The sequence below is a fragment of the Parablautia sp. Marseille-Q6255 genome (assembly GCF_951230155.1).
GTDB lineage: Bacteria > Bacillota > Clostridia > Lachnospirales > Lachnospiraceae > Choladousia.
In genome coordinates this window covers 149,190-164,840 of the sequence record NZ_CATNVD010000010.1, presented here as the reverse complement: position 1 = coordinate 164,840, position 15,651 = coordinate 149,190, and the positions used below count along the sequence as shown (strand labels likewise).

The window sequence follows — 15,651 nt, the reverse complement described above, 5'->3', positions numbered from 1 at the left end:
ACCTCTGGTGCACCGGTTGGTTTGCCAAGACCATGGCCGGGTAGCCAAGTCGGGCAGGGATAAACGCTGAAGGCATCTAAGCGTGAAGCCCCCCTCAAGATGAGATATCCCAAGACCCCTTGAAGAACACGAGGTAGATAGGGCAGAGGTGGAAGTGTGGTAACACATGGAGCTGACTGCTACTAATAGGTCGCAAGCTTATCCAAAGACGGAGAAAGGCGGATGTGGGTACGCGAGAGCGGAAGGAAGCACAAAGTGGTTCCGGACGGGAGAGCGTAGACACATAGCTTTGCGGAGCAAAGGTATCGAAGGAAAATGCGGAGCATTTTTCGAGATATCCGACTTTCGGAAAGACGCTGATCGAAGCAATCGGAAGGGTAAAAAAGACTTGTAAAGATCGGAAAGATATGATATTCTGTATGTGGTTTTGAAGGTATGTGGGGAGCATCGCGTAAGCGGTGCTTTTTTCAGTTATTGAAAACAATTACAAAGCAGATCATACAAAGAAAGAGAGTGTGTAAAAAATGGGAAAAATAAAAAAAGAGGAAATATGGTCTATCCCCAATTGTATGTGTTATTTCCGTATTCTGCTGATACCGGTTTTTTGTATCGTTTATTTGAATGCAGAGAGTATGAAAGATTATTATCTTGCTGCGGGAATTGTTCTGGTATCCACGATCACAGATCTTTTTGATGGTAAAGTGGCCCGCAAATTTAATATGGTTACAGAGCTTGGAAAATTTATTGATCCTCTTGCAGACAAGCTGACTCATGCTGCTATAGCATTATGCCTGTGTGCCAGATATAAACGTATGGTGTGGCTTGTAGCATTAATGGCAGTTAAGGAAGGATTTATGGCTGTAATGGGACTGGTCAATCTGCGGCGCGGCAAGAAGCTGGATGGGGCAAAATGGTATGGAAAAGTATGTACTGCCACGTTATTTGTAATTTTAGGCGTATTGGTCTTAATACCTGAAATTTCTCCTGTAATAGCAGATGGGCTGATTTTAGGAGAAATGGTGGTCATGGCAGTCGTTCTGGTTTTATATGCTTTCGAATTTCGGGAGATGGCGAAGTGATTTCGGTACAAATCAGATATAAGAATTGGATAAGAATTAGAAAAGTACAGCACAGTAAGCGGAATGGCTGTACTTTTTTATTGAAAAAAATTTCCACATTTTTGCTGTTGGGCAAGCATCTTTATAATATGATTTAATTTTCTAATTTGTAAGTTTGCCTTGAAAGTATGCGAAATTCTGATGGCTGAGGTCGGAGAATCAGAAATAGTTCGATTTGTGCTTTGCAGGAGCGCAAATTCGGACATTTTTGACCGTGTTGTCCCCTGTTCACTGACGCTATACTATGGTAAAATTATCAGGAAGCGACAAAGGATACTGTAGAAAATACACTGTAAAACAAAGTACAGCGACAAATAAAAAGACAAAACAGGAGGATTGCAGAAAATGTATCATGATTTAGGCTATTATGAAGTACCGTTGCCGGAGGATGTGGAGAAGCTTAAGACGTACGGAGACTATGACGGAGCAAAGAAACTGATCCAGATGATGCTTGGCAGGGAGAAAACATCAGAGACGATGAAAAAGCGGCTTCTGCTGGAACTGGATGTACTGAAGATGCTTGGTGATTCGGAATATCCGTATACGTTTGATCAGGCGGCATCTATGATGCACGAGCAGATTCGGGACTTTTGTGACGAGGAGCTTACAGCATTGAAAGAAAGCGGGGAGGCTGACTGGATCTACATAAATGGAAAAGTACATTTTCAGCGGCTTTTTCTGGAAAATCTGATAAAAACGCGTCCGGATTATGCGCAGAGACAGCTCGTTTTGGATGAGACGGAGGAAGCGGAGCGAAAGCAGGATCTGCTGAATAAAAATGTCCGTATAATGAAAGAACAGGGCGGACGGTGCGTGAAGCTGCATCTGCGCGCGTCTGTGCAGCCGGCAAAGGATTTTGCGCGCGTCGGGGAGAAGGTGCGTGTGCATCTGCCGTTTCCGAAAAAGTGTCAGCAGATTTCTGATGTGAAGCTGCTGCACGCCTCACTGGATATCAAGTTTATTGACAGTGAGGATGCGCTGCAGCGGACGGTATATTTTGAGACAACACTTCGTGAGAATCAGAAATTTGAGATCGAATATGAGTACGTGAACCGCCTCTCCTATGTAGAGTTGGAACCGGAGAGAGCACAGGGAATTGCGCTGCCGACTTTTTATACGCAGGAACAGCCGCCGCATATGGCGTTTACACCATATCTGTGGATGCTGCTCGACGAGATTATCGGCACGGAGACGAACCCGATCCGTAAGGCACGCCTGATATACGACTATGTGACGACACATGTGATGTACTCTTTTATGCGGGAGTACTTTTGCATCAGTAATATTGCGGAGTATGCAGCGGTCAATTTAAAGGGAGACTGCGGAGTACAGGCGCTGCTCTTTATCACACTGTGCCGCATGGCAGGAATACCGGCACGGTGGCAGTCGGGGCTGTATGTGACAGGACCGTATACAGGGCCGCATGACTGGGCGCAGTTTTATGTAGAACCATATGGGTGGGTATTTGCCGATCTCTCCTTTGGAGGAAGTGCATACCGCAAGGGAGAATTCGAGCGCTGGAACTATTATTTCGGCAATCTTGATGTATTCCGCATGGTGTCAAATTCTGACATTCATGCACAGTTCCATCCTGCCAAGTGTTTTCTGCGTGCAGATGAGATTGATAATCAGGTCGGAGAGATTGAATATGAGGATGGCGGTCTGCTGCGATCTCAGATACTGGAAAAGCAGGAATTGGTGGAGATGACAGAACTTCCATATGTAGCCTGCAAATAAAAAGTCAAGGCTAAATTGCTGAAAATTGATAATTTTATACAGGTTGAAAAAATGGGTATCACAATAAGACCACCACATCAGTGCTGGTCTGAAAGAAAGCGTTGTGGGATTATTCGGACTCTGGAAGTGACGAAAGATATTCTTTCACCCGACCATAGTAGATCCGTAAAAATTTATTAGCTCCGGCGGTCATGTAGACGTAATAAGGTTTACCTTGTGCTCGTTTTTTATCAAGGAACTTATAAACTGGATCATCCTGAGGCATGGTTTTGATTAAAACATCCATTACCTGAAAAAGTGTCTTGCGGAGGTCTGCGGAACCTCGTTTGGAGGTTGGAACACTCTTTTGTTCATAAGAGCCGGATTCATTTACACCAGGGTCTACACCGGCGAAAGCTGTAATTGCGCCTTTGTGAGTGAAACGGGAAACATCGCCGATCTCAGCCATGAGTTGAGGACCAAGTGATGGACCTACGCCCTTCATTTGCATGACGATGGGATATTCGGGCAGCTTAGAGGCTGTTTCATTCATAAGAGTGCGAAGTTCTTCTACAGTTGCCGAGGCATTATTGAGTTGGTCAACCGCTTGCTTAATGATAAGTTTGGTTATTTCATCCTTTGGAAGTACAGGAACAAGCTCCTTTGCTTTTCCATAGATTTCCTCAGCTTTGGATTGGCTGAAGTTGTACTTCTTTCTTTTGCACCACTTTTGATAGTGGTCTACGAAGGCTTTTAGAGACATTTTACGAACACAGTCCACATGCCAGTAAGTAGATGCAAAATCAACCCATTTCTGGCTGCCGTCACTACGTGCAGGACTGTCAAAGTAGGTATTGACGCCAGGATAGGTCTGATCAAGGATGCCGATGAGGTTATTCTTCATAGCCGTCTTGTGTTTCATATAAAAGCCGAACTGACGGTTCATGGTTTTGAGCTGATTGCGTAATTCATCCATAACACTATACTGTTTGAGATTTTGCCACTTGTCAAGTGCATATCGGGCGATTTTGACGGCGTCAGCTTTGTCAGATTTGACTTTGCGAAGGGAATCATTATCAAAATCCTTGATAAGTTTTGGGTTAATGGCGCTGACGAAAAGATTTGTCTGGGAAAGCTGATGGGCAAGGACTTCATAATAACGTCCGGTGTGCTCCATCACGATGCGGGATTCACCTTCAATGGAGTTGATGAGTTCTATAAGTGAATTAATATCACTGGCTGTGTGTTTGATCTCGAAAGGCGTAGCAACAATTTCGCCAAAAGGGCGCATAATAGCAACCATGCTTTTACCTTTAGAAACATCGATACCTACTGCGTTCATAAATTTGTCACTCCTTAAAAATTGATCATGCAATGGATAAATACCAGTTTTACTCATTGCCTATTCAATCTACTGTGGTGTGACACGAATGCGCCTAAGGCGATTCAACCTGCATAAAACGAACGCTGCGAATGAGGAGCTGGTTATCAGTCTACTTAACGGACGCGAAGTCCAAGAAAGGAAGCCGACATACCGATTGCTCCATCATTATACAGCTTAAGCAACAAGATGGATAATTCCTTACTGGCTGTAAGGGATATTAACCATATTTATATTGTAGTAGAGAGGAAAATATAAATAGAGGAGCTGTTTTTTCTTCCTCTTTGTGATGTTTTTCTTGCGTGCAGGAAAAAATGCGTTTATAATGTGAGCAAAATAAAAAAGAGGAGTGAACAGGATGAGTATTAGACTTGGCATTTTAGGTTATGGAAATCTGGGACGGGGCGTAGAGTGTGCAGTGCGCCAGAATAAGGATATGGAGCTTGTGGCTGTATTCACAAGACGAGATCCAGGGAATGTAAAGATATTGACGGAGACTGCGGCTGTATGCCGCGTAGAGGATGCTCCGCTTTGGAAGGATAAAATTGACGTTTTGATCCTTTGCGGCGGAAGTGCGACGGATCTTCCGGTGCAGACGCCGGAATATGCGAAATATTTCAATGTTGTGGACAGTTTTGATACTCATGCGAGGATTCCCGAGCATTTTGCAAATGTAGATGCGGCTGCAAAGGAGAGCGATAAACTGGGCATTATTTCCGTTGGCTGGGATCCGGGTATGTTTTCTCTGAACCGTATGTATGCGAATGCGATCCTTCCGGAGGGAAGTGATTATACATTCTGGGGAAAAGGTGTCAGTCAGGGACATTCCGATGCGCTTCGCCGTATTGATGGCGTGAAAGATGCGAAGCAGTACACGATTCCGGTAGAAGCGGCGCTTGAAGAGGTGCGCAAAGGAACGAATCCAGTGCTGACAACAAGACAGAAGCATACGAGAGAATGTTTTGTCGTTCTGGAGGAAGGCGCTGATGCGGCGAAGATCGAGCAGGAAATCAAAACGATGCCGAATTATTTTGCAGATTATGATACAACAGTTCATTTTATCAGTGAAGAGGAGCTGAAAAAGAATCACAGCGGCATTCCTCACGGTGGTTTTGTACTGCGCAGCGGCGTGACAGGATGGGAAAAGGAGCACAAGCATCTGATCGAATACAGTCTGAAGCTTGACTCCAATCCTGAATTTACGTCCAGTGTGATCGTAGCGTATGCGCGTGCAGCTTACCGCCTTGCAAAGGAAGGGCAGACAGGCTGCAGAACCGTATTCGATATCGCACCGGCATATCTGAGCGCAAAAACAGGAGAGGAGCTTCGCGCATCCTTGCTATAATCATGATAAAACTGGAGAACAGTCTTTGCCGCCCTGTTTTTGTGGGGCGGCGTTTTCTTTATACACTCGCTTGCGCCCGCACATAAAAAATCCTCCAAACTTCAAAACGAAGTCAGAGGGAATACAGCCGATGATCTGTGAGTTTATTCCACAAGTTCATCGGCTCTGCGTCTGTGCGTCTGGCTTTTTGATGACTGTTACTTGTAGATTAATTACTTCAATCAATGTTTCCTGCTTGCATTTCGGACAATACAAAGGATAATTTTTCCTTTCTTGGCGGACAGTTTCGATAATAAAGTTTTCTATTTCTTTATTTACTTGTTCTGGATTATCTCCATTGGCAAAATGCTTTGCCTGTTTTATAAAATGCAAAGGATAACCTGTCTGTTTTGCCCATTCTTTGCAATATGTCTTAACCTTGCCTGTGCTGTCGTTCTCACCCACTAATATCAATACAGGAAACAAAAAATCTACATCTTTATTTTCTGCAATAAAATACTCATAAGCAATCTGCATTTGCTGAATAATTTCTGACTTAGACAGTGGTTTTAGCATAGACAACATTTTTTGATAGGAATATCGGCTCTCTGATATCGACCATGCCATGCTCTTTCTCAAAAGATTGGCTGTAAAGCATTTTGCCATAGGTGCAACCTGCTTCAGCCACCACATGTCTGATTTTGAGTAATATTTAAGTCCCAATGGTGTTGTATCTAACGCCACAAATCCCTTTACCATATCGGGATACAAAGCAGCAAAATGTTGACTTGGATAGCCACCCATAGACATTCCCACTAAAAATGTTTTTTCAATGTTTTCTTTCTGCAATATGCTGTGTAATATTTCTGCTGTATCATGATAATTGAATTGCTGATAAGGTCTTGACAATCCATGCATAGGAACATCCCATAAGATGATTGTGTAATTATCTGAAAAGTAAGGTATCTGCTTTTCAAACATGGTATGGTCTGCGGTTACTCCATGCGTAAAAAAATACAGTCTGATACATTTTCATTTTTGATAATCCAATAATGTACCATTCCACCTTGTGCCAAAATTGTTTTATGTTGCGATTGGTTCACACCTCCTGCGTATAAACCTTTTTCCAAAAATCAATTAAAACAATGATTTCTTTCTCAATTTCATCTGGTATAATACAATTTGAACGATATTTTTTCAGCATATATCCATCGACAGCATAAAAGATTTCAGCATACATTGTTTTTATATCAATGTCTTTCCGAAATTTTGATATATCCATCTTTTCAAACACTATCATTTCACTTGCCTTGCTAACATCATTATAGTTTTCTTGAATGAAATTTTGTATTTCTGGAGTCGTTTCATAATATGCCCTGAGCGAAAAAGCATATAAATGCGGATATTCACGCATAAGCGAACACTTTGATAATAGGCTCCTTTTCAGCATTTCAAAAAAATCATCAGTTTCTAAAGTTTTGTATTCTGCAACTGCTTTCCTTGTCATCTCAATAGCGTTCGTCCATAGATACAGATATAATTCTTTTTTATTTGTAAAGTAGTGGAAAAGCAACGCTTTTGAAATGCCGCTCTCGTCTGCAATTTCTGACATAGGTGCTTTTTTGTAGCTGTTTTCGGAAAACACTTTGTAAGCAGCATTTATGATACGCCTCTGTTTTTCTAATGGAAGTTTGAAAAACTTGTCATTCATATACATTCTCCTTATTGACCGTAACGGTTAATACAAGCATATTATATATCCATTGACCATTTTTGAGAAGACCATTCCTAAAATTATAGAAAAGAGGCATATCACCTCTGGCTCAAGTCTGTTATGTGTAAATGATTTCCTCGTTCACAATCTCCCTCGCACTTAGGTAATCGCCCTGCCTTTCATTTTTATTTTGAATGTCCGCAAAATCTGTCCTACATCTGTGTTATTGATTGTACTGTAAATACCGTCCAAATAGTATTTTTTCTCTGTCATTATCTTATCATCATCCATGCGGATCCTCATTTTTAACATGAAAGCGGTTTCCTTTCTTTTTATCATATCATCAGAAAACGGGCTCTACAATCTTGAGAATATTGGTTGAAACTCCGGTAAAAACGATGTTTGCTTTTCGAGGCTTCTCGGGGACATGATGAATTAATCGTTTGATAAAATCAATAGCCGGGAGAGTTTCTGCTATGTATTTATTATCTTCATGCCCAAAATAACGCCCAATGTATTTGATGAATGTTTTCGGATAAATTCTTAGTGGGATAGTAGAAAAATGATGACGGGAGGCCATGCAAATGCTATAATGTTCGCATATAGATATGGCAATTTGCCCATATTGAAATCGTTATACAAACAGATGACTGGAGATATTGCTATTATGAGAAATCCATGGCCAATTTTCAGCATTGCGGCTCTCTCCGGAGCTGCGTGCCTGATTTATGATCACTTTTTTTCTTACGAGACTATGTGGATTGCTGTTGTAGTGTTCCTTGCGCTGTTGGCTCTATGCTTTTTCGCATATTGCAAATATGAACGCTGGCTGGCAAAGAAACTGAACCCTTATGTGGTGGCGTATCAAAGCGACCATAATCTTGAGAATTTGAAACAGGGATTGGATCGCTGGCGTCCCTGGGCATTCAGCAAACATTCCAAAAATATCATTACAGCGAACTGGTTTTCCGCTCTGCTGGAACAACAGCGCTGGGCAGAAGCGGAAGAAACTTTGGAGCAGTTTTTGCATCGAGCCAAAAATACGCAGGATAAAATAGGGTATCACCTGCTTCGGGGAGATTACGCAAGGGCAATCGGAGACACCGAATTAGAGGAACAGGAACGACTTCTAAGCGAACAGCTAAAAACCCAGCTTGGAAACAAAAAGGGAGAATCAAGAGTACCCGCAAACGCAAAAGAGAGTAAATATGCTTTCTTTTGCTGGCTCTCTTTCAGCTTTGGTCTGGCACTGTTCGGAATTATCAGCAACATAGCCACCGGTGACTCAATATTCGGATCAGTTGGAGCCGGACTTTTTATTTTGGGCTTGTTCTCATTCCCAGTCTGCTTGATCTGGCTGATTCTCTGGCTGATCCGGCGCAGAAAGGATTTACGCTTATGAAAAAACAATGGATTGCTTTACTGACAGGATGTGTACTGGTATGCAGTATGCTGGCCGGATGCGGCTCAAAACCTCAGACATCGGCTTCGGCAGCTGAAGGAAGCGATAAAGGCTGTACGGATGAAGCTATTCTGTCTCAGCTGAAAAATGACGGGACACCTGAGTTCGTACTGGACGGTACTTACTATACGCTTCCTTTAGAAGCTTCCCAGCTGATACAGGCCGGATGGAGTTTGGAAACGGAAGAATATGATGCGGCAGAGGTTTCGCTGCAGCCCGGCGAGCGCATTTATGGGGAACTTTTCAAAGACGATCAGGAAATGGATGTGGCAATCGTAAATGCCGGGACAGAGCCATGTAAGCCTGCTGAGGGCGGAACGGTGGTAGAATTGGAATATTCTGCCGATAAGGATCGACAAAATCCTGATTTTTTTGTAACGCTCAACGGGATCAACTGTGCGATGTCCAACGCAGCTTTGCAAAAGGCATTGGAAGGTGTAGACGGATATGAACTGAATTCCGCAGGAAATATCAACATCAATCGTACTGTTGATGATGATGAAATTGCTGTTTATAAAGTCATCCTGGATGATGACTACACAGCAATCACGCTTGCTTCGGACAATATTTTTGAATACAAGGATTATCAGCCGCAAGAAGTAAAAGAACAGGTATCTGATGAAAAGATTGCCGCTTACAAGGATACTACAAAAGCCGAGATGGAGCCGTATGCTCAGGATTTCAATGCGATCATCGAGGGATATGAAGAAAATATGGTCGTTGGATTTTACAGCGAAGGTACTATTTGGGGCGAAGAAGTCGGTGAATATAAATCTATTGCCGGAACGCCGCTCGCCACGGATGTGTCTCTCTACATCGCAGAGGATACAACAGGCCAGCTCTACTGTATTTCTAACCAGCTTTTGAACGAAGATGGTACTGTAAGCACTGCCATTGAGCTTGAGGAAGGCGATCAGGTCAAGGTTTGGGGTTATGCTTCACAGTATCTGGAATTGCAGGAAGGACTGAAAATCGTCGTGGTTCAGCCTGGTATCATTGAACGCAATGGCGAACTGGTGATCCTGGACGAAAATTTGAAAGCAGACTAATGCTTTTGAACGCCGGGTGCATATATCAAAGGATTGCATCCGGCGTTCTCAACTTAAAACAATAATTAGGAGGAACAATTATGCTTACAATGAATGAAAAAGATAAAAATGAAATGCTGGAAGCCATTTTGAACGAAAACGAATCCTATCAGTGCAAGTTATGGGCGGTCATCATGGCCGGGGCTGATACCTATGCACTGATTGGAGGACTTTCTACATTGACGGGGGGCGCTGCCGCTGCATTGGGCGCACTGAGCAATGCTTACTGCTATATGGGAGTTACCGAGCAACATTTGAATATGGTCATTGTAAATTCCGTCAATGTCTCAAAAATTGAAAACCGGCTTTCTCTGCCTCTAAGCAGCATAACAAAGGCAGAAGTTAAGGGTGGGCTGCTCCCCGGAAGAAAAGTCGTAATGCTGCATTTTGGAAAAGAAAAAATGAAAATTTCTTTGATGAACAATGCGATTGGCTCTGATATTCAGATGCAGAAAGAAAATGTTGAGATGTTCTGCCAGATTGTTTCCAAACTCGGATAATAGAGCGGATTATATCAATGCCTTATAAACACGGAGGAGGTAAGGCTAATGGGATTTTTCAAAAAGAAAAATAAACAAATTACTTTTATTGAAAACGCTGGCGGAGTGATCATCACGAAATCAATTTATGAGGGAACTTCTAAGCTGAAATGGTTTTTTAGAGAGGAAAGTGTAAATCCTTCTGATAATGGCTGGCGGGCAATCGGGGATAATGATACACAGGAATACTTAGATAACCCGGAAAATTCCATAGTTGTAGACTTTAATACCCTTGCAAACATTGAACCGGCAGTTTTGGCTGTATATGATATGCCGGTAGGTACGGATTTGGAATTCTGTTTTGACAATACCGGAAGATATTTTATCGACACGAATACCGGAAAACGGATATAACCAGTATTACAAAGTGAGAGGAATCAGAGAATGAAAAAAATCTTGATTGTGCTATTAACTATGGTGCTGCTCCTTGCTGGATGCGGCAAGAATGGGGCTTCATTGTCACAATCTCCTTCTGATGAATCTGTGGCGGATCAGCAGGAACCTTCTTCTTCCGAAACCGAAATATCATCTGAAGATCATGCGATTCCCGGAACTTATACCGTCCCGGAGGGATGGGAGAAATCTGAGAAGCATTCTACTGATTCGCAGATTTTCTACATAAAGGAAGGTCACGAAAATGATGAAAAGCCGGACAACATCTCCATCCATATAGGAAAGAACAAATATAGTCTGGATGAGCATGAGCAGTTCCGGGAGGCGATCGTCCAACAGATTTTGATGCAGCTGGATGGTATTGAAGCTCAACTGAACGGGGATGGAACCTATACCGAGCAGGGAGATCTGCTTTATATCTTTACCATCGACGAGGGCGATATTGTCACCACGCAATACTATATTGTAAAGGATTACGGGTTCTGCCTGATCCAGCTTACAAATTTCAGCGGATCAGAAACTACTGAACAGGCGCCAGGGACATGGTAGATAGCTTTGTTTGGGATACAGAAGGATAAATTGACACAGGAACAGTGATTTTATAGGAAAACGACGAAGATGGAGAAACGAAAACTTTCAGGAAAAACAATTTTGAAGCTGGTAGGGGCACTCTTGGCTCTGGCTTATTTGGGATTTTGCCTCTATGCAGGTATTACCGGGAAATTTCCGAATATGCACAGAGTCGAGCATGTGATGCGTTTTGGTGACCTTAAAAACTGGGTGTCCGGCGGAATATCGGCTGTGATGATTTTTGCCCTGTGCATTACTTCTGCTTTCAATGACCTAAATCTCCAGAAGGGACGCAAAAAATCATTTTTACCACTTTTTCTCACCATGATTCTGCCCATTATCCTTTTACTGCTTTTGGAGTCTTATCTGGATATTGGTTGGATCGGGATTGCCCTTTATGCCGGTATTGCAGTTTTTCTATTTGGCGTTGCATGGACTCCACAACTGTTAAATCAGTGGATTGCCCGCCGACTTTTGCGGGATGAACCGATGAGCGGCAAGCAACAAGTACAGATTATTGAGTGGATTCATTTTCATCCGCTGAAAAAGCTGTTGATTTTCGGACTGTGGGGCTTTGGCGTCGTGCTGGTTCTGCGTGGCATCTGGGTAACGGCAACCGGAAAAATCGAAATGGATGGAGAGCTTTTTCTGTTTTTACTTGGTACAGCAGTTCTGGTTGTGGCTCTGTTTCAGAAAATGAGGCGCTATATCTGCGCGCCTTACCGGAACATACCGGTACTGAATCAGATTCTCAGCAAAAAACAGTTGGAGCAGCTGTTGGATGGAGAACATTTTGAACCAATAGAATTTGAAGATGAGGGCATGAAAAAGTATCTGGAAATTTACCGAAGCCAAAACTTTATGCTGATTGGCGGGAAGCTGCTCTCAAAAAAGCTCGCTTTATGGGTTACAATGGATCGGTCAGGAAACGAAGCGTCCTTGAAGGTACTTTACCTTAACGGCATGACGGCCAAAGCGAAAGTCGATCTGGATATTCGAGAGAACCGGTACAAAGAGTTCACTGCTGTGCTGAAAGAATTGATTGGATACGAAGGCACACTTAAATTGCATGAAAAAGAAGAACAGCTGGCACAGAAATTTGCGTCCTTTTTCCCAGAGCAAACTTCCGAACAGGATCGTGTCGCTGCTTTTCTTTCTCAGGATGTGACAGCGATCCGGCAGGACTATATTCAGACCTTCTCCCCGCCGCCAGATCTCCGAAAGAAAAAACGGAGTGGACGGGAACGGAAGTAGAAGATTTATTTTTTACATATATTGGACCGCTTAAAAGTCAGAAAAACAGAGGCATTATTAAAGTGCGTCAAAAATCCGGAAAGAATCCCCAAACAAAAGGGATCTTGCCGGATTTTTCTGTGCATAGAATGAGGGTATCGCTCTGTCATCTGATTTGATGATTTTGCGCCCCCTTTGTAAATATCCTTATTCTGTTGGTTTCCCGGGTGGAGCAATCAAAATTTTGCAAAATCAAAAAGGTTTTCTTACAGCGTTATCGTAAAAGCGAAAATAGTCCGGGCGGTGCCTGGATTGGGTGTATTCGAACATCACGCCATCGCTGTTGTATGTCTGGCTGCTGACGACAGCCATGCAGTTATAATCTTCGCTGTTCATATTCAGGTATTTCTCATCAATCTGCGTCATTTTTTCTACAGTCATAATCCGCTTGCTGTTTATGATCGTCATATGCAACGTCTGTTCCAGGTATTGATAAATAGATTTTTCTGCAATTTCTTTTGTGAGACCGGGAATGGCTTCTTGTAAAAAGTAATTGTGGTTTAGGATCAGTGGTATATCATTGAGATAATGAAGTCGCTGAATATAATAAACTCTGGCTCCGATCGGAAAGCCGGTGCATAAAGAGAGTTTCTCATTGATTTCAAATTCGGTGAACAGAAGTACTTTTGTAAAAGCACGGTTTCCACTGCGCTGGGCAGATTCTTCAAAGCTCTCGATTTCACCCAGTGTGAAAGCGGTCTGTTCTACTGGCTCATAAATATTTCGGACGCCTTTCCCCTGTATGGTCTGTACATAGCCATCTGTCACCAGGCGGCTGATTGCCCGTCGAAGTGTATTGCGGGAGCAGCCATAGGTCTGGATCAGTGTATGTTCGGAGGGAAGAAGCTCCTGGTATGCGAAAATTTTCTGTTCTATTTTCTGCTTCAGATCCCGATAAATATTTTCATAAATAGATTTTGGCATATCAATCTCCTCTCAATGGAGTCGTTATACATGGAAAAATTCTTCTGTAAAAGATTATAAAAACAGAGCAGAAAAAAGTCAACTGCTTGTTTAAACAAATTACAAAAAGAGATTGACATGTTTAAACAAGTGTGATATAACACAAGTAAACAACTTGTTCAGACAAGTAAAAAACGAGGGAGGAAGGATCATGGGAAAGTATGCAGAGGATGCAGAGCAGTTGCTGCATCTCGTAGGAGGAAGGGAAAACATAGCAGCTGTTTCACATTGCATGACGAGAATGCGGTTTGTCCTGGCAAACCCAGAGAAGGCAGATGTAAAAGCAATCGAAGCATTGCAGTCTGTAAAGGGCAGCTTTACGCAGTCCGGACAGTTTCAGGTGATTATCGGAAATACAGTTGCTGATTTTTACGATGAGTTTGTGACGGTGGCAGGAGTCGAAGGTGTATCAAAGGATGCAGTAAAACAAGCGGCGAAACAGAATCAGACGTTCCTGCAAAGAGCAGTGGCAACATTAGCGGAGATTTTTGCTCCGTTGCTCCCGGCGATTATTACGGGCGGACTGATTCTTGGATTTCGAAACTGTATCGACAGCATTTATTTCTTTGAAAATGGGACAAAGACGCTGTGTGATATCAGCCAGTTTTGGACTGGAATCGACAGCTTCCTGTGGCTGATCGGTGAGGCGATTTTTCATATGCTTCCGGTCGGTATCTGCTGGTCTGTGACAAAGAAGATGGGAACGACGCAGATGCTTGGTATTGTCCTTGGTCTGACACTTGTTTCCGGTCAGTTGCTGAATGCTTACTCGGTTGCAGAAACTGCGGCGGCGGACATTCCGAAGTGGGATTTCGGGAGCTTCCAGATTAATATGATCGGTTATCAGGGTCAGGTACTTCCGGCCATTCTGGCGGCGTTTATGCTTGTTTATCTGGAAAAATTCTTCCGCAGGATTACACCGCAGGTGGTATCGATGATTGTTGTTCCGTTTTGCAGTCTGCTTTTATCTGTCATGGCGGCGCATTTTATATTGGGTCCGATTGGCTGGAAGATTGGGGAAGCGATCTCCTCAGTGGTATTTACAGGAATTACAGGGACATTTAAGGTCGTATTTGGAGCAGTCTTTGGCGTGATCTATGCGCCGCTTGTTATCACAGGACTTCATCATATGTCAAATGCCATTGACCTGCAGCTGATCGCTGATTATGGCGGCACCATGCTCTGGCCTATGATCGCACTGTCCAATATTGCACAGGGATCGGCGGTCCTTGGAATGGTCTGGCTGCAGCGAAAAGATGCAAAGGCGCAGGAAGTAAATATTCCGGCATGTATTTCCTGCTATCTCGGTGTTACGGAGCCGGCGATTTTTGGTGTGAACTTGAAGAAAGGATTTCCGTTTATCTGTGGCATGATCGGTTCTGGCATTGCTGCAGTCATCTGTGTAGCGACGGGGACAACGGCAAATGCCATTGGAGTAGGCGGTATCCCGGGCATCTTGTCTATCCAGACACCGTATATGCTGTACTTTGCGCTCTGCATGGCAATCGCAGTTGTGGTTCCGTTCTTATTGACAGTTGTTGCAGGAAGAAAGAGGATGACCAATAAAACGGATGACAAAACGGCAGGGTCAGCTGAGACAATGCAGCAGGCGTTTACTGCATTTTTGACGGGAAAAGCGATTTCTCTGGCAGAAGTGGGAGACGGTGTTTTCTCTGAAGGGATCGTAGGTGACGGAATGGCGATCCTTCCGCAAAATGATACATTGTATGCACCGGTCGATGCAGAGGTTATCGTACTGATGCAGGATTCGAAGCATGCGTGTGGACTGAGGCTTGAAAATGGCATGGAAGTGCTGCTGCATATCGGAATCGATACGGTGAATATGCAGGGAGATGGATTTGAGTATCTGGTGGAGCAGGGACAGAAGGTGAGTGCAGGCACTCCGCTCATTCGATTTGACAGAGAAAAGATCAGGGCAGCAGGTCATCCCGATGTTACAGTCTGTGTAATCACGGAGAAAGGAAATGCGCAGGATATCCAGTTCCACACGGGGATGGAGGTAAAAGCAAAAGAGACTGTGGTAGTAGATTTCAAATAAAGCGCAGTTAGGCAGACATTAAAAAGATTAA

The 15,651-nt window shown here is 43.3% G+C and carries 14 protein-coding genes, 1 rRNA gene and 3 pseudogenes; 11 read left to right on the top strand and 7 right to left on the bottom strand.

The features are described from left to right. From QOX44_RS09485 to QOX44_RS09475, 3 genes are all read left to right on the top strand, one after another. Positions 1–206 (top strand): 23S ribosomal RNA (locus QOX44_RS09485); the annotation flags it as partial. Positions 207–524: 318 nt separating this feature from the next. Then, positions 525–1,079, top strand: a complete 555-nt coding sequence (locus tag QOX44_RS09480) for a CDP-alcohol phosphatidyltransferase family protein (RefSeq protein ID WP_283682859.1) — start codon at positions 525–527, stop codon at positions 1,077–1,079. A gap of 384 nt (positions 1,080–1,463) precedes the next feature. Next, complete coding sequence (locus QOX44_RS09475; protein WP_283682858.1) at positions 1,464–2,855, top strand: transglutaminase-like domain-containing protein; 1,392 nt, start codon at positions 1,464–1,466, stop codon at positions 2,853–2,855. A 109-nt stretch (positions 2,856–2,964) separates the two neighbouring features. On the opposite strand, the gene QOX44_RS09470 is transcribed toward QOX44_RS09475, so the two are convergent. Then, complete coding sequence (locus QOX44_RS09470; protein WP_283682197.1) at positions 2,965–4,176, bottom strand: IS110 family transposase; 1,212 nt, start codon at positions 4,174–4,176, stop codon at positions 2,965–2,967. A gap of 397 nt (positions 4,177–4,573) precedes the next feature. On the opposite strand from QOX44_RS09470, the gene QOX44_RS09465 reads away from it, so the two are divergent. Continuing rightward, positions 4,574–5,560 (top strand): diaminopimelate dehydrogenase, encoded by a 987-nt coding sequence (locus QOX44_RS09465; protein ID WP_283682856.1) that lies wholly within the window; start codon positions 4,574–4,576, stop codon positions 5,558–5,560. 156 nt (positions 5,561–5,716) lie between these two features. On the opposite strand, the pseudogene QOX44_RS09460 reads toward QOX44_RS09465, so the two are convergent. From QOX44_RS09460 to QOX44_RS18315, 5 genes and pseudogenes are all read right to left on the bottom strand, one after another. After that, positions 5,717–5,827: pseudogene (locus QOX44_RS09460) on the bottom strand (cysteine-rich KTR domain-containing protein); the annotation flags it as partial. Positions 5,828–5,929: 102 nt separating this feature from the next. Further along, positions 5,930–6,520, bottom strand: a pseudogene (locus QOX44_RS09455) (alpha/beta hydrolase); the annotation flags it as partial. Positions 6,521–6,638: 118 nt separating this feature from the next. Further along, positions 6,639–7,250, bottom strand: a complete 612-nt coding sequence (locus tag QOX44_RS09450) for a TetR/AcrR family transcriptional regulator (RefSeq protein WP_283682855.1) — start codon at positions 7,248–7,250, stop codon at positions 6,639–6,641. 162 nt (positions 7,251–7,412) lie between these two features. Continuing rightward, positions 7,413–7,565 carry a hypothetical protein gene (locus tag QOX44_RS09445; RefSeq protein ID WP_283682853.1) on the bottom strand — a complete coding sequence of 51 codons (153 nt, stop codon included), beginning with the start codon at positions 7,563–7,565 and terminating at the stop codon, positions 7,413–7,415. Positions 7,566–7,668: 103 nt separating this feature from the next. After that, positions 7,669–7,788 (bottom strand): annotated as a pseudogene (locus tag QOX44_RS18315) (IS91 family transposase); the annotation flags it as partial. A 132-nt stretch (positions 7,789–7,920) separates the two neighbouring features. Between QOX44_RS18315 and QOX44_RS09440 the strand changes: the two are divergent. From QOX44_RS09440 to QOX44_RS09415, 6 genes are all read left to right on the top strand, one after another. Further along, a complete protein-coding gene (locus tag QOX44_RS09440) occupies positions 7,921–8,655 on the top strand; it encodes a ribonuclease III (protein ID WP_283682852.1) in 735 nt (244 codons plus the stop codon). After that, positions 8,652–9,764 (top strand): hypothetical protein, encoded by a 1,113-nt coding sequence (locus QOX44_RS09435; RefSeq protein WP_283682851.1) that lies wholly within the window; start codon positions 8,652–8,654, stop codon positions 9,762–9,764. Before QOX44_RS09440 ends, QOX44_RS09435 begins: the two co-directional genes overlap by 4 nt. Before the next feature lie 89 nt (positions 9,765–9,853). After that, on the top strand, positions 9,854–10,303 hold the full coding sequence (locus QOX44_RS09430; protein WP_283682850.1) for a hypothetical protein: 450 nt from the start codon (positions 9,854–9,856) through the stop codon (positions 10,301–10,303). A gap of 48 nt (positions 10,304–10,351) precedes the next feature. Continuing rightward, entirely contained in the window at positions 10,352–10,696 is a 345-nt protein-coding gene (locus QOX44_RS09425; RefSeq protein ID WP_283682849.1) for a DUF2185 domain-containing protein, read from the top strand. Positions 10,697–10,726: 30 nt separating this feature from the next. Then, the gene (locus QOX44_RS09420) at positions 10,727–11,284 is read left to right on the top strand and encodes a hypothetical protein (protein WP_283682848.1); all 558 of its coding nucleotides are present in this window, start codon (positions 10,727–10,729) and stop codon (positions 11,282–11,284) included. A 69-nt stretch (positions 11,285–11,353) separates the two neighbouring features. Beyond that, entirely contained in the window at positions 11,354–12,559 is a 1,206-nt protein-coding gene (locus QOX44_RS09415; RefSeq protein WP_283682846.1) for a hypothetical protein, read from the top strand. 231 nt (positions 12,560–12,790) lie between these two features. Here QOX44_RS09415 and QOX44_RS09410 read toward each other — a convergent pair whose 3' ends face one another. Next, on the bottom strand, positions 12,791–13,522 hold the full coding sequence (locus tag QOX44_RS09410; protein WP_283682845.1) for a UTRA domain-containing protein: 732 nt from the start codon (positions 13,520–13,522) through the stop codon (positions 12,791–12,793). Positions 13,523–13,712: 190 nt separating this feature from the next. Between QOX44_RS09410 and treP the strand changes: the two genes are divergently transcribed. After that, positions 13,713–15,620, top strand: coding sequence for a PTS system trehalose-specific EIIBC component (gene treP, locus QOX44_RS09405; protein WP_283682844.1), 1,908 nt, complete (start codon positions 13,713–13,715; stop codon positions 15,618–15,620). Positions 15,621–15,651 lie beyond the last annotated feature (31 nt).

Bases quoted from the DNA above. Each gene is read 5' to 3' on its own strand.
- QOX44_RS09420 (WP_283682848.1), top strand. From the start codon at position 10,727: ATGAAAAAAATCTTGATTGTGCTATTAACTATGGTGCTGCTCCTTGCT.
- QOX44_RS09470 (WP_283682197.1), bottom strand. From the start codon at position 4,176: ATGAACGCAGTAGGTATCGATGTTTCTAAAGGTAAAAGCATGGTTGCT.
- QOX44_RS09415 (WP_283682846.1), top strand. From the start codon at position 11,354: ATGGAGAAACGAAAACTTTCAGGAAAAACAATTTTGAAGCTGGTAGGG.
- QOX44_RS09450 (WP_283682855.1), bottom strand. From the start codon at position 7,250: ATGAATGACAAGTTTTTCAAACTTCCATTAGAAAAACAGAGGCGTATC.
- QOX44_RS09435 (WP_283682851.1), top strand. From the start codon at position 8,652: ATGAAAAAACAATGGATTGCTTTACTGACAGGATGTGTACTGGTATGC.
- treP (WP_283682844.1), top strand. From the start codon at position 13,713: ATGGGAAAGTATGCAGAGGATGCAGAGCAGTTGCTGCATCTCGTAGGA.
- QOX44_RS09440 (WP_283682852.1), top strand. From the start codon at position 7,921: ATGAGAAATCCATGGCCAATTTTCAGCATTGCGGCTCTCTCCGGAGCT.
- QOX44_RS09480 (WP_283682859.1), top strand. From the start codon at position 525: ATGGGAAAAATAAAAAAAGAGGAAATATGGTCTATCCCCAATTGTATG.
- QOX44_RS09465 (WP_283682856.1), top strand. From the start codon at position 4,574: ATGAGTATTAGACTTGGCATTTTAGGTTATGGAAATCTGGGACGGGGC.
- QOX44_RS09425 (WP_283682849.1), top strand. From the start codon at position 10,352: ATGGGATTTTTCAAAAAGAAAAATAAACAAATTACTTTTATTGAAAAC.
- QOX44_RS09410 (WP_283682845.1), bottom strand. From the start codon at position 13,522: ATGCCAAAATCTATTTATGAAAATATTTATCGGGATCTGAAGCAGAAA.
- QOX44_RS09430 (WP_283682850.1), top strand. From the start codon at position 9,854: ATGAATGAAAAAGATAAAAATGAAATGCTGGAAGCCATTTTGAACGAA.
- QOX44_RS09475 (WP_283682858.1), top strand. From the start codon at position 1,464: ATGTATCATGATTTAGGCTATTATGAAGTACCGTTGCCGGAGGATGTG.
- QOX44_RS09445 (WP_283682853.1), bottom strand. From the start codon at position 7,565: ATGTTAAAAATGAGGATCCGCATGGATGATGATAAGATAATGACAGAG.